At 73.9% G+C, this 17,098-nt stretch carries 18 protein-coding genes; 5 read left to right on the top strand and 13 right to left on the bottom strand.

What is annotated here, in order from left to right; all coding sequences use genetic code 11:
* Positions 1 to 35: 35 nt before the first annotated feature.
* From OG556_RS04615 to OG556_RS04605, 3 genes are all read right to left on the bottom strand, one after another.
* The gene (locus OG556_RS04615; RefSeq protein WP_371515991.1) at positions 36 to 1,040 is read right to left on the bottom strand and encodes a glycosyltransferase family 2 protein; all 1,005 of its coding nucleotides are present in this window, start codon (positions 1,038 to 1,040) and stop codon (positions 36 to 38) included.
* Between the two features lie 203 nt (positions 1,041 to 1,243).
* Positions 1,244 to 1,912 carry a lytic transglycosylase domain-containing protein gene (locus tag OG556_RS04610; RefSeq protein ID WP_371515990.1) on the bottom strand — a complete coding sequence of 223 codons (669 nt, stop codon included), beginning with the start codon at positions 1,910 to 1,912 and terminating at the stop codon, positions 1,244 to 1,246.
* A 539-nt stretch (positions 1,913 to 2,451) separates the two neighbouring features.
* Positions 2,452 to 3,315: an EI24 domain-containing protein gene (locus tag OG556_RS04605; protein ID WP_371515989.1), complete on the bottom strand. Its 864-nt coding sequence runs from the start codon at positions 3,313 to 3,315 to the stop codon at positions 2,452 to 2,454.
* Between the two features lie 143 nt (positions 3,316 to 3,458).
* Here OG556_RS04605 and OG556_RS04600 point away from each other — a divergent pair, with 143 nt between their 5' ends.
* Positions 3,459 to 4,256: a trypsin-like serine protease gene (locus tag OG556_RS04600; RefSeq protein WP_371515988.1), complete on the top strand. Its 798-nt coding sequence runs from the start codon at positions 3,459 to 3,461 to the stop codon at positions 4,254 to 4,256.
* Positions 4,257 to 4,361: 105 nt separating this feature from the next.
* Here OG556_RS04600 and OG556_RS04595 read toward each other — a convergent pair whose 3' ends face one another.
* The 3 genes from OG556_RS04595 to OG556_RS04585 all read right to left on the bottom strand — a co-directional run bounded on the left by OG556_RS04595 (position 4,362) and on the right by OG556_RS04585 (position 7,636).
* Entirely contained in the window at positions 4,362 to 5,552 is a 1,191-nt protein-coding gene (locus OG556_RS04595; RefSeq protein ID WP_371515987.1) for a helix-turn-helix domain-containing protein, read from the bottom strand.
* A gap of 165 nt (positions 5,553 to 5,717) precedes the next feature.
* Entirely contained in the window at positions 5,718 to 7,157 is a 1,440-nt protein-coding gene (locus tag OG556_RS04590) for an amino acid permease (protein WP_371515986.1), read from the bottom strand.
* A gap of 257 nt (positions 7,158 to 7,414) precedes the next feature.
* On the bottom strand, positions 7,415 to 7,636 hold the full coding sequence (locus OG556_RS04585) for a hypothetical protein (protein WP_371515985.1): 222 nt from the start codon (positions 7,634 to 7,636) through the stop codon (positions 7,415 to 7,417).
* A gap of 188 nt (positions 7,637 to 7,824) precedes the next feature.
* On the opposite strand from OG556_RS04585, the gene OG556_RS04580 reads away from it, so the two are divergent.
* A complete protein-coding gene (locus OG556_RS04580) occupies positions 7,825 to 8,835 on the top strand; it encodes a Ku protein (RefSeq protein WP_371515984.1) in 1,011 nt (336 codons plus the stop codon).
* Positions 8,836 to 8,879: 44 nt separating this feature from the next.
* Positions 8,880 to 9,170, top strand: a complete 291-nt coding sequence (locus OG556_RS04575) for a hypothetical protein (protein ID WP_371515983.1) — start codon at positions 8,880 to 8,882, stop codon at positions 9,168 to 9,170.
* 68 nt (positions 9,171 to 9,238) lie between these two features.
* On the opposite strand, the gene OG556_RS04570 is transcribed toward OG556_RS04575, so the two are convergent.
* The gene (locus tag OG556_RS04570; protein WP_371515981.1) at positions 9,239 to 10,627 is read right to left on the bottom strand and encodes an NADP-dependent succinic semialdehyde dehydrogenase; all 1,389 of its coding nucleotides are present in this window, start codon (positions 10,625 to 10,627) and stop codon (positions 9,239 to 9,241) included.
* Between the two features lie 123 nt (positions 10,628 to 10,750).
* Positions 10,751 to 11,032, bottom strand: coding sequence for a DUF6158 family protein (locus tag OG556_RS04565; RefSeq protein WP_350883625.1), 282 nt, complete (start codon positions 11,030 to 11,032; stop codon positions 10,751 to 10,753).
* 173 nt (positions 11,033 to 11,205) lie between these two features.
* On the opposite strand from OG556_RS04565, the gene OG556_RS04560 reads away from it, so the two are divergent.
* Entirely contained in the window at positions 11,206 to 12,189 is a 984-nt protein-coding gene (locus tag OG556_RS04560; RefSeq protein WP_363369635.1) for an adenosine deaminase, read from the top strand.
* A 78-nt stretch (positions 12,190 to 12,267) separates the two neighbouring features.
* Here OG556_RS04560 and OG556_RS04555 read toward each other — a convergent pair whose 3' ends face one another.
* From OG556_RS04555 to OG556_RS04540, 4 genes are all read right to left on the bottom strand, one after another.
* Positions 12,268 to 12,885, bottom strand: coding sequence for a vitamin K epoxide reductase family protein (locus tag OG556_RS04555; RefSeq protein ID WP_371515980.1), 618 nt, complete (start codon positions 12,883 to 12,885; stop codon positions 12,268 to 12,270).
* Positions 12,882 to 13,679 (bottom strand): DsbA family protein, encoded by a 798-nt coding sequence (locus tag OG556_RS04550; RefSeq protein ID WP_371515979.1) that lies wholly within the window; start codon positions 13,677 to 13,679, stop codon positions 12,882 to 12,884. Before OG556_RS04550 ends, OG556_RS04555 begins: the two co-directional genes overlap by 4 nt.
* Positions 13,680 to 13,777: 98 nt before the next feature.
* Positions 13,778 to 14,437 (bottom strand): hypothetical protein, encoded by a 660-nt coding sequence (locus OG556_RS04545; protein WP_371515978.1) that lies wholly within the window; start codon positions 14,435 to 14,437, stop codon positions 13,778 to 13,780.
* 166 nt (positions 14,438 to 14,603) lie between these two features.
* Positions 14,604 to 15,056: an SRPBCC family protein gene (locus tag OG556_RS04540; protein WP_371515977.1), complete on the bottom strand. Its 453-nt coding sequence runs from the start codon at positions 15,054 to 15,056 to the stop codon at positions 14,604 to 14,606.
* A 134-nt stretch (positions 15,057 to 15,190) separates the two neighbouring features.
* Here OG556_RS04540 and OG556_RS04535 point away from each other — a divergent pair, with 134 nt between their 5' ends.
* Positions 15,191 to 16,060, top strand: a complete 870-nt coding sequence (locus tag OG556_RS04535) for an Fpg/Nei family DNA glycosylase (protein ID WP_371515976.1) — start codon at positions 15,191 to 15,193, stop codon at positions 16,058 to 16,060.
* Positions 16,061 to 16,135: 75 nt separating this feature from the next.
* On the opposite strand, the gene OG556_RS04530 is transcribed toward OG556_RS04535, so the two are convergent.
* Positions 16,136 to 16,996: an SAM-dependent methyltransferase gene (locus tag OG556_RS04530; RefSeq protein WP_371515975.1), complete on the bottom strand. Its 861-nt coding sequence runs from the start codon at positions 16,994 to 16,996 to the stop codon at positions 16,136 to 16,138.
* Positions 16,997 to 17,098: the final 102 nt, after the last annotated feature.

Genomic DNA, 17,098 nt, shown 5'->3' with positions numbered 1-17,098 from the left:
CTGCGGAGGCGGGGCCGCGCACGTCCGGAGTCCGGTCACCGCCGCCCGGTGAGCGTGCCGCGGGCGATGTGGGAGAGCTTGGCCATCTCGAACGCGGGGTAGGCGCCGCCGGCCAGCAGCGAGAACTTGATCCCCTCGCGGCCGCCCGGGCGCCGGTGGCCGGGCGGCTGGAAGCGCCGGTGGTGCTCGGCGGCCCGGTGGAAGAACTGCGGCCGCTCGGCGCGGGTGACGCACCCGGCCAGGTCGAAGACGAACAGGTAGTGCCGGATCATCCGGACGAACAGCGCGTCCCGCACCGCGTATAGGTGCGGCTGGTCCTCCAGCAGCGCGAAGCTGCGCTCGTACTGGTCGAAGAGGTCGAACACACCGCTGCCCGGGGAGCCGGTGGGGTGGACGGTCTCCCGGCGGCGCAGCTGCACGCACTCGCGCGCCAGCACGGCGACCCGGCGGGCGCCGAGCAGCGCCGCGTGCACCACCGGGATCTCCTCGTACCGGCCATCGGGGAAGGCCAGCCGCAGCTCCTCCCAGTGGCCGCGGCGGATCAGCCGGTCCCAGACCAGCGGCGGCGCGCCGAACAGCGCGGGCTGGTCGAAGGGTTCGAATACCTCGGGGCCGGCCTCGGCGAGCAGCGCCTCCGCCCCGCCCGGCCAGTCCCGGTCGTTGTGCCGGCGGGAGTGGCCGAAGAGCAGCAGGTCCACCGGGCCGGTCTGCCCGAGCCGGTCGGCGAGGGTCTGCAGCGCGTCCTGGGGCAGCTGGTGGTCGGCGTCCAGGAACAGCAGGTACTCGCCGGCCGCCCGCGCTACCCCCGCGTTCCGGCTCACCCCGACCCCGACCGCCGCGTTGAGGTGCAGGACCGACAGCCGCGGGTGCCGGGCCGCGTACGCGTCGGCGAGCTCGCCCGCGGCGTCGGGCGAGCGGTCGGCGACCACGATCACCTCGACGTCCCGGAAGGACTGCGCGAGCAGCGAGTCCAGGCAGTCCGCGAGCTGTTTGTGCTGGTCGTAGGCGGGGAGCACGACGCTGATGAGGGGTGAGGGCATGACGCCGGAGCGTAAGAGGACGCGCTGACCGTGGCAAAGCCCTGACGGTGCGTAATACCGAGCAATCCCCGCCAAATCGTACGACCGTACGCCATATCTTCACGCGGCCTGCCGGACGCGTCCACGACAGCCGGAACGCACCCGGGCCCGCGACGCGTGGTGCGTCGCGGGCCCGGGGTGTGCCGAGGCTCGGCAGTCTCGGTCTAGTACCAGTGGTGGTTCTGCCAGAACGACCAGGCGGCGCAGGGGCTGCCGTAGCGGGTGTTCATGTAGTCCAGGCCCCACTTGATCTGGGTGGCCGGGTTGGTGCGCCAGTCGGAGCCGGCCGAGGCCATCTTGCTGCCGGGCAGCGCCTGCACCAGGCCGTACGCGCCGGAGGAGGCGTTGACGGCGAGGTGGTTCCAGCTGCTCTCGCGGGACACGATGTTGCTGAAGCACTGGAGCTGGCCGGCCGGGACGAGCTGCGCGGCGATCTGCTGCGGGCTGCCGGTGAGGGCCGGGGCGCTGGTGAGGTCCTGGCGCGCCTGGGAGCGGGAGGCGGCGGCGTCCGCGTCGGCCTTGGCCTTGGCGTCCGCCTGGGCCTTCGCGTCGGCCTCGGCCTGGGCCTGGGCGGCGGACTCCGCCTCGGCCTGGGCCTGCGCCTGGGCTTCCTGCGCGGCCTGGTCGGCGGCGGCAGCGGCAGCGGCAGCGGTGTCAGCCTGGGCCTGGTCGGCGGCCGCCTTGTCCTCCACCGTGACGGCGGCCGCGGGGGCGGCGGCCTCGGTGGTGCTCCCGGCCTGCGGGAGGGCGAGGGCGGCGGTGGCGGCGCTCGCGACGACGAGGGTGGCGATGCCGGTGATCAGGGAGTTGCGGCGGGCATGGCTGAGCTGCATGAAGCGGACAATCCTTTTCCGTCGGGGGCCGTGCCGGTGGCACCGGGTGCGGGGCATCGCACGGGCGCCCGGGTGAGCGGGGCCCGTGCGGCCGTCCGGGACGGCCGTGGTGCCCCGGCGGAAGTGGCGGGGCGGGTCGGCTGCGCGGCGGACGGGGCCGGCTGCGCTGCCTGGCGACGGGCCATTCTTGGCAGGGCCGGGGACGGGTGGCAAAGGCAGTTGCCACTACGGCGGGTAGTAGTCGCGGGGTGGGCGTGGCGGGACGCGGTGATGGTTTTGGGAGAGTTTGTCCGACTTGCACATTTGTAGGTCGAAGGCTGGCGGCGCGAGCGGAATGGGCGGGCGCGAGGTGTGGTGGCCTGCGTCCTTCGAGGCGTTCCGGGCGGTCCGACGCGGGGCGGGAGCCCGTGCCGGGAGGTCGGCCGGCGCCCCGGCCGTAGCCATCCACTATCGGGGACCGTAGACGGCGGAGCCCGTGTGGGCGGCCTCACACATCCGGCCGGTCGGGATCGGCGCAGGGTGACCGGCCGGTCACCGCTTCAGGAGGTCGGGTGCGAGCCTCCGGTGGCGGGCGGGGAGGTCGGTTCCGCCGCCGATTCCGGCTCCTGCTCCTGCTCGTCCGCCGGAGCCGCGTCGTGGGCCGTGCCGTGGACCGGGTCGAGGGCGAGGTCGCGGGCCAGGTCCCGGGCCAGCAGGGTGGCGCCCGCGACGGCCCCCGGCATGGCGAGCACCGTCACCAGCGGAACCAGGAACGCCAGGATCAGCGGTGTGCCGAAGCCCAGCGCCAGTCCGAGCCGGGAGCGCAGCAGCCGGATCCGCTCGCGCTGCGGCACCCCGCGCCGCTGGAGGGCGACGGCGACGAGCTCGACGGTCAGGAAGAAGCCGGACACCAGGAAGCCCAGCGCCGGCACCACCGTCTGCCCGATCACCGGGATGAAGCCGCAGGCGAACAGCACCACGCCGAACGCGGCCACCCGGACCAGGACGGAGGCGCTGTCCCGTGCCGCGATCACCAGTTCGCGCCACAGCGGCGACTCCGGCGGGGCGGGCGCACCGCCCTCGGTCTCGTCGACCTTCGCGGACAGTGCCTCGTAGAAGGGCTGCCCGACCAGCAGGGTGACGGCGGTGAAGGTGAGCAGCGAGAGCAGCAGGCCGCCGCCGAAGGCGACCGCGGCGAGCGCGTCGCGCAGCAGGCCCTGCCAGGGCGAGCTCCAGTGGTCGGCGAAGGGGGTGGCCCAGCCGGCGAGGTCCTTCGACCAGCCGCCGAGGAAGACGAGCGCGACGGCGTACCCGGCCAGGGTGAGCAGCGCGGGCAGCATGCCGAAGCCCCACCAGCGGCCGTGCCGGCCGACCCACTTCTGGCCCCCGACCAGGTACTTCATCCCCGCCACAAGATCTCGCATGGGCGATCACCCTAGGGGTTCCCCGTCCGGAACCCCGCATTGCCGTGTTCCTGCCAGTTTCGACCGGCAGGGCCGGGCCCCTCCTGTCGCGACGCCTGCGGGGCCACCCTCGGTGCTCCCCGACCTGTCGATGGAGGAGCCTGATGAAGCGTCAATTCGGAAGATTCATCGTGCTGTTGGCCAGCCTGGTGCTCGGCGCCGGCGCGCTCGTGCTGCCCGCCGCCGCCTCGCCCGCCCCCTCGACGTCGTCGCCGGGCGTGGTCGGCGGCACGCGGGCGGCGCAGGGCGAGTTCCCGTTCGTGGTGCGGCTCTCGATGGGCTGCGGCGGCGCGCTCTACACCCCGCAGATCGTGCTCACCGCCGCCCACTGCGTCAACGGCACCGGCGCCGACACCAGCATCACCGCGACCGCCGGCGCGGTCGACCTGCGCAGCGGCAGCGCGGTCAAGGTCCGCTCGACGTATGTCTACCAGGCGCCCGGCTTCGCCGGGGCGGAGAGCGGCGACGACTGGGCGCTGATCAAGCTGGCCTCGCCGGTCGGCGGCAGCCAGGTGAGCACGCTGCCGACCACCGACTCCACCGCCTACGACAGCGGCACCTTCACCATCATGGGCTGGGGCGCCGCGACCGAGGGCGGCGCGCAGCAGCGCTACCTGCTCAAGGCCACCGTGCCGTTCGTCGACGACGCCTCCTGCGCCAACGCCTACCCGGGCCTGAACAGCGCGGCCTCGCTCTGCGCGGGCTACGTCGACCAGGGCGGCGTGGACACCTGCCAGGGCGACTCCGGCGGGCCGATGGTCCACCGGGACGCGGCCGGCCGCTGGGTCCAGGTCGGCATCGTCAGCTGGGGCAACGGCTGCGCCCGTCCCGGCTACCCGGGCGTCTACACCAAGGTCAGCACCTACGCGGCCGACATCGCCGCGGCGGCGGCCGGGCTCTGACGCCGACGGCCGGAGAGCCGAAGAGCTGAAGAAGCGGAGAACCGGAGCGCCCGAGGGGGGATCCCCACCGGGCGCTCCGGCGCGTCAGCCGTCAGTGGTCAGTGGTCAGCCGTCCGCCGGGGGCCGGTGCGCCGTCGAACCGCCCAGCCAGGCCCGGGCCCGGCGCCGCTCGTAGGCGATCCGGCCGGTGGCGTCCGGCGGCAGCCGGGAGAGGACGGCGGCTGCGGCCTCGTGGCGCCCGGCCCGGGCGTACGCCCCGGCGAGGCGGCCGGCGACCAGCGCGTGGTCGTGCGGGTGGGCGGCCTGGTCCAGGCGCCCCAGGGCGGCGCCCAGGTGGGCCACCGCCGCGTGCGCGTGGGCGGTGTGGCCGGTGCGGACGGCGAGGTCCCGGTGGCAGGTGCCGTGGGCGACGCCCAGCACCAGGGCGGCCCGGGCGGCCCCGGGCGCCGGCTCGCCGGCCCGCAGGGCGGCCTCGGTCAGCCGTTCGGCGTCCGCCAGCGCCCGCCACGTCTCGGGCGCCGCGCCGGCCAGCGCGTGGGCGTGCGCCTGGGCGAGGGCGGCCCAGGCGCGCAGGCCGGGCAGGGTGCGGGCGGTGGCGTGGGCGGCCTCGGCCAGGGCGAGGGCGGTGGCCGGGTCGCCGCTCCACCAGTGCAGGGTGCTCTGCCGGGCGAGCAGGGCGGCCGCGGTCGGCTGGTCGTCGGCGGCGCGGGCCCACTCCAGCCCGGCCGCGTACCAGCCGAGCGCGCGGGTGCGGCGGTCCCCCTCGAAGTGGGCCCAGCCCGCGAGTTCGGCGTAGCGGGCGGCGAGCGAGCGGACGGCGGGGGCGGTTTCGCGCGGGGCGGCGTGCTGCCAGGCGGCCAGGGTGCGGGCGTGGTGTTCGAGGACGGTGGCGAGCTGTTCGCCGCCGGTGTGGGTGGCGGCCGCGCGGTAGACGTCGAGCAGGTGGCCGAGTACGGCGAAGGTGGCGGCGTCCGGGCGGCCCGCCGGGGGCCCCGTGCCGCTTCCGCCGAGGGGTGGCGGGGTGGGGGCGGCGAGTTCGCCGAGGTGCTCCCGCTCCTGCCGGACGGGCTGCCAGAGGGCGGCCAACTCGCCTCCGGTGAGCAGGAGTTCGTCGGCCCGGGCGGGGAGTCCCGGGGGTGGCCAGCGGCGGGCGTTCTCCACTCGGCTGATCAGTGAGTTGTGGTAGCCGAGCAGGCGGCCGAGTTCGGCCTGGCTGAGTCCGCGGGCCTCGCGCCAGTGGCGCAGCCGGTGGCCGAAGCGCAGGCGCGCGGACGCGGGGGCGGGGAGGGGTGGCAAGGGGTCTCCCGGGGGGTGGGGGAGCGCTCGTGGGGGAGCGCCATGCCCAGGTATCCCCTTTGACGTGCCATTGTCAAACTGTGGTTCGCATCCCTCGAACGGCACCGGGCCCGGGAGCCTCCGCAACGGCTCCCGGGCCCGGCACCGTCGCGCGGCGCGGACGGGTCAGGACTCCGCCGCCACCGCGGCCCGCCGCCGTCGGCCCACCACGGCCGAGGCCGCGAGCACGATCGCCGCGGCGACCAGCGACAGGTACATCTGCTTGCGCCCGTCGGCGTCGGTGAACATGTACGCCACCACGAACCCGATCATGCCGATGGCCGTCCAGGTCAGATAGGGGTACAGCCACATGCGGACGGTCAGCCGCTCGGGAGTCTCCCGCTCGATGATCCGGCGCATCCGCAGCTGGGAGAAGCAGATCACCAGCCAGACGAACAGCGCAACCGCGCCGGAGGAGTTGAGCAGGAACGCGAACACCGTGTCCGGCGAGGTGTAGTTGAAGAACACCGCGACGAAGCCGAAGACCACGGAGGACAGGATGGCCACCCGCGGCACGCCCCGCTTGGTCACGCTCGCGAAGGCCTTGGGCGCGTCCCCGCGTTGGCCGAGCGAGAAGGCCATCCGGGAGGCCGTGTACATCCCGGAGTTGAGGCAGGACAGCACGGCCGTCAGTACGATCACGTTCATCACCTGGCCGGCGCCCGGGATGCCCACGTGCTCCAGCACCGCCACGTACGGGCTGCCCTTGACGGCGTCCGAGTCCCACGGCAGCAGGGTGACCACGAGCAGGATCGAGCCCAGGTAGAAGATCCCGATGCGCCAGATCACGCTGTTGGTGGCCTTGCTGACCGCGCGCTCCGGGTCCTCCGACTCGCCCGCGGCCAGGGTGACGATCTCGCTGCCCATGAAGGCGAAGACCACCGTGAGCATGCCGGTGAACACCGCCCCCACGCCGTGCGGCAGGAAGCCGCCGTGGCCGGTCAGATTGCTGGTGCCGACCGCGTGGGTGCCGGGCAGCAGGCCGAAGACGGCGAGCGTGGCGATCACCAGGAACGCGGCGATCGCCACCACCTTGATCCCGGCGAACCAGAACTCGAACTCGCCGTAGGAAGCGACCGAGAACAGGTTGGTGGCGGTCAGCACCGCCATCACGAGCAGTGCGAACGCCCACTGCGGCACGCCGGGCATCCAGGCGTTGAGGATCTTCGCGCCGGCGGTCGCCTCCACCGCGAGCACCACGACCCAGAAGAACCAGTACAGCCAGCCGATGGTGAACCCGGCCCAGCGGCCGAGCGCGCGGTCCGCGTACGCCGAGAACGAACCGCTCTGCGGGTCGGCCGCCGCCATCTCGCCGAGCATCCGCATCACCAGCACGACCAGCACACCGGCCAGCGTGTAGGAGAGCAGGATGCCCGGCCCGGTGGAGGCGATGCCCGCGCCGGAGCCGACGAACAGGCCGGCGCCGATCACCCCGCCGATGGCGATCATCGACAGGTGGCGGTTCTTGAGCCCCGCCTTCAGATGGCCTTCGCCGCCGTGCCCGGGCGGCCCGGCCTGCTGGGGGACCTGGGCGGCTGCCGCAGGCCTGGTGGTGTCCGCACTCATCAGATGAGCCCTGTGCCTTTCCCGCGCGCGGCGCGACCCTCGGCTCGTTGCGCCGGAGGGTGGGGGACGGACCCGCGCATTGCGGTGCAACCTAACTTCTACGGCCGGGTATCGGAACAGAGCATCCGTAAATGTTCGGTAACCGGACACAAAAAGCCAGGTCAGAGTGGGTGGAATAGTGGTGCGAAAAGCTCAAATCTGACGCACCGCCAATGAGTTGAAGGCCCTTGAGGGCCCGGTTCGAGCCCCGCCGCGGCTCACGGCCCGCGCAGTTCCAGCACGGTGATCCGCGCCGCGTCCGCGGGTCGGCCGGTCAGCCGCGCCGCCAGGATCCGGGGGATGTCGTCCTCCTGCGAGTATCCGGGTACCACCTCGACCTCCGCGCGCCGGACGCCGGCCTCGCCCCGCACCGCGTACACCACCCGGTACACGGTCCGCTCCGGCGGCGGTGCGCCCTGCCCACGGCTCCGGACGGTCATCGGCATCGACCTCCTCGGCTCATTGTCGGCCCGGTGTGGCCGATCGGGGCAAACCCGGGCACAGTGGGAGTCTCGGCACGTCCTGGGCACGTGCTGGGCGCGTCCTCGGCGCGGGGACGCCGGGCCGGGCGGCAACGCCGGCGACGGGAAACTCCGGCAACGGGAAACTCCGGGAAGGAGCGACCCCCATGCAGACCACCTGGAAGGGGACGATCAGCTTCGGGCTGGTCAGCATCCCCGTCCACCTCTACTCGGCCACCCAGGAGCACGACGTCCCGCTGCACCAGGTGCACGCCAAGGACGGCGGACGGGTGCGGATGAAGCGGTACTGCGAGCGGGAGGAGAAGGAAGTCCCGTACGCGGAGATCGCCAAGGGCTACGAGTCCCCCGACGGCCGGACCGTCACGCTCACCGACGAGGACCTCGCCGACCTGCCGCTGCCCAGCAAGAAGATCATCGACGTGCTGGCGTTCGTGGACGCCGACGAGATCGACCCGCTGATGTTCTCCAAGGCCTACTACGTGGGCGTCGCCGACCAGGCCGCCGCCAAGCCGTACGCCCTGCTGCGCGACGCGCTCACCGCGTCCGGGCAGATCGCCGTCACCAAGATCGCGCTGCGCACCCGGGAATCCCCGGCGGTGCTGCGGGTGCACGACGGCACACTGGTGCTGCAGACCTGCATCTGGCCCGACGAGGTCCGCCCCGCGGCCGGCATCGCGCCCGAGGAGGACGTCACCGTCCGGCCGCAGGAGCTCAAGATGGCGCGCTCGCTGATGGACACCCTCTCCGAGGACTTCGACCTCGCCCAGTTGCACGACGACTACCAGCAGGCGCTCCAGCAGGTGATCACGGCCCGGTTGGAGGGCGTCGAGCTCCCGCACGAGGAGGAGCCGGGCGAGGCGCCCGACAACGTGATCGACCTGATGGAGGCGCTGCGCAGCAGCCTCAAGCGGGCCAAGGGCGGACGGGGGCACACCGCCGGGCCCGACGGGGACCGACCGGCGGAGGCACAGCCCGCGCCCCGCAAGCGCGCCCCGGCGAAGAAGCCCGCCGTCGGGAAGGCCGCTCCGGCGAAGAGCACGGCCCCGGCGAAGAAGACCACGACCGCGAAGGCCACGACCGCGAAGGCCGCGGCGGGAAAGACCGCGACCGGAAAGACCGCGACCGGAAAGTCCACGGCTCCGCGCAAGGCCTCCTGAGCCCCGCGGATCCGGCAGCCCCCCGAGAACCGGAGGCGATCCCGATGGACCTGCTGACGTACAAGGAACTCGACACCGACCCCGACCCCGAGGCCCCGCCGCCGCACCGGAGCCCGGTGCAGCGGGCCTGGCACTGGCTGCTCAGCCTCAACCCGACCGCCGTGGTGTTCATGGTCGCGCTCTCGCTCGGCCTGGCCATGGTCGGCGCCCAGGTGAGCTGGCTGCCGATGCTGGTGCTGATGGCCATCGTCTGGGGGGCGACCGTCCTCGCCCTGGTCGGCGTGATCGCCCGCTGGATGACGCCCGGCCGGGGCAGGCACCGCGTGGCGTCCTGACCCGGCCGCGTCCGCGTCCGGCTCGCGTCCGGTTCGCGTCCGGCTCCTGCCCGGCGGTCCGGGGGTGCTCAGCCGATCCACACCGTGGTGATGTTGCAGAACTCCCGGATCCCGTGCCCGGACAGCTCCCGGCCGAACCCGGAGCGCTTGACGCCGCCGAACGGCAGCGCCGGGTGCGAGGCGGTCATCCCGTTGAAGAACACCCCGCCGGCCTGGATGTCGCGGACGAAGCGCTCCTGCTCGCCCTCGTCCCGGGTCCAGACGTTGGAACTGAGCCCGAACGGCGTGTCGTTGGCGTGCGCCACCGCCTCGTCCAGGTCGGCGACCCGGTAGACCGTGGCGACCGGGCCGAAGGTCTCCTCCTGGTGGATCCGCATGGCCGGGGTGATGCCGGTCAGCACCGTCGGCTCGTAGAAGTAGCCGGTGTCCCAGCCCTCCGGGCGCCCGCCGCCGCACTCGACCCGGGCGCCGTGGGTGCGGGCGTCCTCGACCAGCTCCTCCAGGTCGTCCCGGCCCTGGCGGCTGGCCAGCGGACCGACGTCGGTCGCCTCGTCCATCGGGTCGCCGACGCGCAGCGCCCGCATCGCCTCGGTGAAGCCGGCGGTGAAGCGGTCGTACACGTCGGTGTGCACGATGAAGCGCTTGGCGGCGATGCAGGACTGCCCGTTGTTCTGCGCCCGGGCCCGGACGGCGGTGCGCACCGCCGCGTCCAGGTCGGCGCTGGGCAGCACCACGAAGGGGTCGCTGCCGCCCAGTTCCAGGACGGCCTTCTTCACCTCGTCGGCGGCGGTGGCGGCGACCGCCCGCCCGGCGGGCTCGCTGCCGGTGAGCGTCACCGCGGCCACCCGGCGGTCCCGGATCACGCCCTCGACCGCGCCCGAGCCGATCAGCAGGGTCTGGAAGCAGCCCTCCGGGAAGCCGGCCCGCCGGAACAGCTCCTCCAGCGCCAGCGCCGTCCGGGGCACGTTGGAGGCGTGCTTGAGCAGGCCGACGTTGCCCGCCATCAGGGCCGGCGCGGCGAACCGGACCACCTGCCAGAACGGGAAGTTCCACGGCATCACGGCCAGCACCGCCCCGAGCGGGCGGTAGCGGACGTAGGCGCGGGCGGCGCCGGAGTCGGCGACGTCGGCCGGGGCCGGGTGCTCGTCGGCGAGCAGTTCCTCGGCGCGGTCGGCGTACCAGCGCATCGCCGTGGCGCACTTGGCGGCCTCGGCCCGGGAGGCGGCGAGCGGCTTGCCCATCTCCTCGGTCATCGTGCGGGCGATCGCCTCCCGGTCCTGGTCCAGCAGGTCGGCGGCCCGGCGCAGCAGGTCGGCGCGGGCGGCGAAGGGGGTGGTGCGGTAGCCGTGGAACGCGGCCTCGGCGCGGGCCAGCCGCTGCTCGATGCCGGCCGCGTCGAGCGGTTCGAAGGTCTCCAGGATCTCGCCGGTCGCGGGGTTGACGCTGGCGATGGGCATGCGGGGCTCCCAGGGGGGTCGGGGTCCGGTGCGTCTGCGCCTCTCACCCTCCCCGACGGCCGGCCCGGGGGCACGCCACCACCGCCCGGCGTGTCCCGCCGGGCGGTGGTGGCGCGGGCACGTCTACTCGGGCAGCGACTCGACCCTGGCCGCCGCCTCGCGGGCCCGGGCGCCGGCCCTGGTCCGCCCGGCCGTCACCAGCCGGCTGGGAAAGCGGTGCAGGTACTCGGCCTCCAGCTGCCCGGTGCGCAGGGTGTGCCGCTTGAGGGCCTCCTCCGAGCCGTACAGGAAGGTCTCGTGGCGCGTGCGGTGCAGCTGTTCCAGCTCGTGCAGGAGCGTGTCGTTGCCCAGGGCGTGCGGGGAGACGCCCGCAGGCCGGATGTGCGGATCCTCGACGTGCCGCATCTGGTACCTCCTCGGCGGAAGCCCCCTCCTCCAGGGTGCCCGCTGCCCCCGGCCGGTGCACCAGTTCGGGTGGCCGGGGGCGCGCCCGTCAGGCCGGTCGTGATCGAACGGATCGTAGGATGAATGCTTCTGGACTCTTCGCTCCCGCCCCCTACAGCTCGGACAGATCCCCCATGCCGCTCCCCAAGGCCGAACTCCACCTGCACATCGAAGGCACCCTGGAGCCCGAACTCGCCTTCGCCCTCGCCGCCCGCAACGCCGTCACGCTGCCCTACGCCGACACCGAGGCGCTGCGGAAGGCGTACTCCTTCAGCGACCTGCAGTCCTTCCTGGACCTGTACTACGCGCTGATGGCCGTGCTGCGCACCGAGGAGGACTTCGCCGACCTCGCCGACGCCTACCTCACCCGGGCGGCCGAGGCGGGGGTGCGGCACGCGGAGATCTTCTTCGACCCGCAGGCGCACACCGCGCGCGGCGTGCCGCTCGGCGTGGTGGTCGACGGCCTGACCCGGGCGCTGGCGCGCAGCGAGGAGCGGCACGGGATCAGCACCCGGCTGATCATGTGCTTCCTGCGGGACGAGTCCGCCGAATCCGCGCTGGAGACCTTCGAGGCCGCCCGCCCGTACTTCGACCGGATCGCGGGCATCGGCCTCGACTCGGCCGAGGTCGGCCACCCGCCGGCCAAGTTCCGCGAGGTCTACCGACGGGCCGCCGAGGCCGGGCTGCGCCGCGTCGCGCATGCGGGCGAGGAGGGCCCGGCGTCCTACATCACCGAGGCGCTGGACGTGCTCGGCGTCGAGCGGATCGACCACGGCCTGCGCTGCCTGGAGGACGGCGAGCTGGTCGCGCGGCTGGTCCGCGAGCAGGTCCCGCTGACGCTCTGCCCGCTCTCCAACGTCCGCCTGCGGTGCATCGACACCCTCGCCGACCACCCGCTGCGCGAGATGCTGGAGGCCGGCCTGCTGGTCACCGTCAACTCCGACGACCCGGCGTACTTCGGCGGTTACGTCGACGACAACTTCCGGGCCGTGCAGCAGGCCCTCGCGCTCGACGAGGAGACGCTGCGCCGGCTCGCCGCCAACTCCTTCCGGGCCTCCTTCATCGACGACGAGCGCCGGGCCGAACTGCTGGCCGAGGTCGAGGAGTTCCGGTTCTGAGCGGCGTCTGACGGGCTGGTCGCCCGGCCCCGGAGCGGTAGGGCCCGGGGCCGGGCGGACGAGGTCGGCCGAACGGGGTCAGAGCAGGGTGCTCCAGTAGTACCAGAACCGGTTGAGGACCAGCAGGGCGATCACCGCGTACCAGAGCGCGGGGACGACCCAGTGGTAGCGCGCCGCCTCGCGGACGACCGGGCGCAGGGCGCGGCCGGTGGGGATGATCCCGGAGCGCAGGTTGTGCAGGGTGGTGTACCAGAACAGCGGGATCATCGAGGCCCAGACCACCATGCAGTACGGGCAGAGCGCGCCGATCCGGTAGAGCGCCTGGTACATCAGCCAGGTCACGAAGCCGATGCCGAAGACCGTCCCGGCCTGGAGGCCGAGCCAGAACCAGCGCCGGTACGCCGCCCCGGCGAGCAGCCCGGCGCCGATCGCGATGACGACCCCGAAGCCGACCAGGCCGAGCAGCGAGTTGGGGAAGCCGAAGGCCTCCGCCTGGTCGCTGCGCATGATCGAGCCGCAGCTGATGATCGGGTTGATGTTGCAGGAGGGGACGTACGACGGGTCCTTCAGCAGCCGGATCTTGTCCAGGGTGAGGACCGAGGAGGCGAACAGGCCGACCGCGCCGCCGATCAGCAGCAGCCAGGCGAACGGGCGGCTCGGGCCGTACGTCCGCGCGGCGGGGGCGGCGGCCGTCATCCGGTCACCTGCTTGACCATCGCGGTGAACTGCTCGGGCGTGGCGGCCTTGCCGCCGGTGAGGACGTCCAGCTTCCTGCCGTCCAGCTTGACGGTCGGGGTGCCGGTGACGTCGCTCTTGTTGAACTCCTCGTTGACCTTGGCCGCCCACGGCGCGTAGGTGCCGTCCTGGACGGCCTTGACGAAGCCGTCGGTCTTCAGCCCGGGCACCTGGCCGGCCAGGTCGAGGAGGTGGTTGACGTCGCCGAAGCCGTCGGTGCGCTCGTCGGGCTGGTTGGCGTAGAGCACGTCGTGGAACTGCTTGAACTTGTCCACGCCCTCGTTGAGCGCGGCACCGGCGGCGGCCAGCGCGGTGCGCGAGCCCTTGCCGCCGAGGTTCTTGTCCAGGAACGTCGCCAGGTGGTACTCGATCTTGTACGTGCCGTCGTCGGCGAGCTGCTGGATGGCCTTGCCGGTGGTGGTCTCCAACTGCTCGCAGAACGGGCAGCGGAAGTCCTCGTAGATCTCCAGGGTGTGCGGGGCGTCGGCCTTGCCGTAGGTGATCACGGTGCCGTCCTGGCCGCCCGTGTTGGCGGGGACGACCAGCGGGCCGCTCGCGGCCGCGTCGGCGGAACCGGAGCCGGAGGAGCCGCCGACGGCGAAGGCCACGCCCGCCACGAGGGCGAGCACGGCGGCGGAGGCGCCGCCGACCACGATCCGGCGGCGGATCCGGTCGGAGCGTTCGGCCTGGGCGCGGGCGGCGCGCATGCGGTCGGTGGCGCTGGTCTTGGCGGCGGCCTTGCGGGTGTTGCTCATGAGGTGTCGTCCTGTGCTCTCGGGCGTGCGGGGGTGCGGGCGCGCGGGGCGCGCGGCGAGAGGACCGGCCGGGAGCGGCGCCGAGCGGCGCGCGCCTGTCAGCAGGCCAGGGCGAGCGCCGGCGGACCGCGCCGGACGGTCGGGCGGACGACGACGTCCTCGGCCGGGACGAGGGTCCGGCTGGCCCGGGGGAACGGCACCCGCGCCACCGGACGGGCCGGGACGGGCGCGGCGAGCAGCCGCAGCCAGCGGGCGGCGGCCGGCAGGTGCCGGTGCAGGAAGTCGCCCAGCATCCGGACGGTGCGGGCGAGGCCGGCCAGCGCGGCGTCCGCGCGGCGCAGCCAGAACGCGCCGGCCAGCGCGATCGCGCCGTGCAGCAGCAGGAGCAGCAGGACGCCGATCTGCTGGGAGACGCCGTGGCCGAGCAGGAACCCGCCCAGCGAACCGCCGCCGCACAGCAGCGGCTGGAAGCCGCGCGCGGAGCCGGGCGGCAGGGACGGGCAGGTGGTCTGGGCGAAGTCGAACAGCGCGCTGACGCCCAGCTCCAGCGGCAGGAACACCGCCGCGACCGCCGGGTAGCCGCGCTCGCGGCCGGCCAGCGCGTACGCCACCGCGAACACGGCGACGCAGGCCAGGGCCATCGGGCCGGCCGGCAGCGCGCGGCCGGTGACCAGCACCTGGCCGAGCCCGGCGAGCAGCACGACCAGCGCGGCGAAGACCGCCGCGCGGAGCGTCCTGGTGACCGGGCCGATGTCCATGGCATCCGAGTCTGCCACAGGTTGAAAGCGAAACGGTCGGGCCGGTGGTCCGCTGTGAAGAGCCTCACCACCGGCGCTGAGCTGGGCTTATGCGACCCTTACGCGGGTCGGGCCGCCGTGCTCACCGGGGCTGCCCGCCGCGCTCACCGGGGCCGGCCGGCCGTGCTCACCCGCGTCCGACCGTCGCGCCGACCCGCTCCTCGACCAGATCCCGGAAGTGCTCCAGATCTCCCCGTACGGTCCGCTCGATCGCCCCGGCCAGGGCGAAGCCGCGCGGCCCGCCGAACGCCTCGTGCATCGCCTCCGGGTCGTACTCCACCCGGATCTGCAGCCGGGTGTGCCGGGCGTCCAGCGGCAGCAGCGCGAACGCGCCGTGCAGCCGCGGTTCGTCGAGCGTCCGCCAGGACATCACCCGGCCCCGGCCGCGGTCGGTGATCTCGGTGTCTACCGCCCGCTCGGCGCCGTCGACCTCCAACCCGAGGTGCGCCAGGTTCCGCCCGTGCGGGTGGGCGCTGCGGACGCCGTCGAGGAACTGCGGGTACTCGTGCACCCGGTGCAGTTGCTCCCAGGCGGCGAGGACGGGGACGGCGAGGTCGATCTGTTCCTCAAGGATGCTCATCACGGTGCTCCGTGGCGGGGGCGCAGGGGGGCGCTGGATACGGCGCGCAGTTCCAGCCTGCGCCCCGCGCGGGAGCCGGGCAAAGGCGCGCTCCCGGGCGGGCGGGCGTCGCGGGGCTGCGGGAGACTGGGCGCATGCCGGAGCTGCCCGAGGTCGAGGCGCTGAGCGACTTCCTGTCCGAGCGGCTGACCGGGCGCGTCATCGCCCGGGTGCAGCCGGTCGCGATCAGCGCGCTGAAGACGTACGACCCGCCGGTCACCGCACTGGAGGGGCGGACCGTCGGCCCGGTGACCCGGCGCGGCAAGTTCCTGGACATCGAGGCCGGCGGGCTGCACCTGGTGGTCCACCTGGCCCGGGCCGGCTGGCTGCGCTGGAAGGACGGCCTGCCCGCCGAACCGCCGCGCCCGAGCCCGAGGAACCCGCTGGCGCTGCGGCTGCGCCTGGCCGGGGAGGCCGGCGACGGCTTCGACCTGACCGAGGCGGGGACGAAGAAGGGCCTCGCGGTCTACGTGGTGAAGGACCCGGCCGAGGTGCCCGGGGTGGCCCGGCTCGGCCCCGACCCGCTGGACCCGACGTTCACCCTGGCGGACTTCGCCGCCCTGCTGAGCGGCGACCGGCGCCGGCTCAAGGGCGTGCTGCGCGACCAGGGCGTGCTGGCCGGGGTGGGCAACGCCTACTCGGACGAGGTGCTGCACGCGGCCCGGATGTCCCCGTACAAGCTCGCGTCCAGCCTGACGGAGGAGGAGACGGCGCGGCTCTACGAGGCGCTCGGCGCCACGCTGCGCGACGCGGTGGAGCGCTCGCGGGGGCTGGCGGCGGGGGAGCTGAAGGCGGAGAAGAAGCTGGGGCTGCGGGTGCACGGCCGGACCGGCCTGCCCTGCCCGGTCTGCGGGGACACCGTGCGCGAGGTGTCCTTCGCGGACTCCTCGCTGCAGTACTGCCCGACCTGCCAGACCGGGGGGAAGCCGCTGGCGGACCGGCGGCTGTCGCGGCTGCTGAAGTGAGGGCGCGGGCGGGGCGGGCCCGGTAGGGCCCGCCCGTTCCTGCGGGGCTGCGGTGGGGGCGGGCCCGGCGCGGGTTCAGCGCTTGACGGCGACGCCGCCCCAGTAGTACGCGGCCTTCGGGTCGGCCGGCGGCTCGCCGTCCGGGCGCCAGGCGAGGACGGGGGAGAGGCCCGGCTCGACCAGGTCCCAGCCGTCGAAGAAGCGCAGGACGTCGTCGTGGGTGCGCGGCACGAGGGTCATGCCGCCGGCCCGGGCGGCCTCGGTGACCTTGCCGACCGCCTCCGGGTCGAAGTCCTGGGTGGGGGTGGTGAGGGCGATGCAGCTGCCGGCGGGCAGGGCGTCGCGCAGGGCGGCGACCCGGCCCCACGGGTCGTCCTCGTCGGCGATGAGCATCAGCACGGCGATCATCAGCAGGCCGACCGGCTGGGTGAGGTCCAGCGTGGCGGTGAGCGCCGGGTCGGTGAACAGTTCCTCGGGCTTGCGCAGGTCGGCGTGGATGTAGGTGGTCCGGCTGGCCGGGCTGGACACCATCAGGGCGCGGGCGTGGGCGAGCACGATCGGGTCGTTGTCGACGTAGACCACCCGGGTGCCGGGGCTGACCGCCTCGGCGATCTCGTGGGTGTTGGGCGAGGTGGGGATGCCGGTGCCGAGGTCGAGGAACTGGCGGATGCCGTGTTCCCGGGCGAGGTGGCGGACGGCCCGGCCCTGGAAGGCGCGGTTCGCCTTGGCCATCTCCTTGACGCTCGGCACGGCCTCCTCGATGGCCTGCCCCATGGCGCGGTCCGGCGGGAAGTTGGTCTTGCCGCCCAGCCAGTAGTCGTACACGCGCGCCGAGTGGGGGGCGGTGGTGTCGACGCCGAACCGTTCCCACTGGCTCAGCTCGGCGGGGTCGTCGTCGGGCCGGTCCTGGTCCGGGATGTCCTGACTTGTCGTCATGGCCACGTCCTCTGATGGCAGATCATCACACTGGGGAAGGCACAGCGTAGCGGTCCGGAGGGGAGGCCGGGCGTCCGGTCGGGGAAGTGCTGGGGGAGCCGG

Source organism: Kitasatospora sp. NBC_01300, from assembly GCF_041435235.1.
Taxonomy (GTDB): Bacteria; Actinomycetota; Actinomycetes; order Streptomycetales; family Streptomycetaceae; genus Kitasatospora.
Note: the sequence above shows the minus strand (reverse complement) of the source record. Positions and strands in the feature narration are given on the sequence as shown.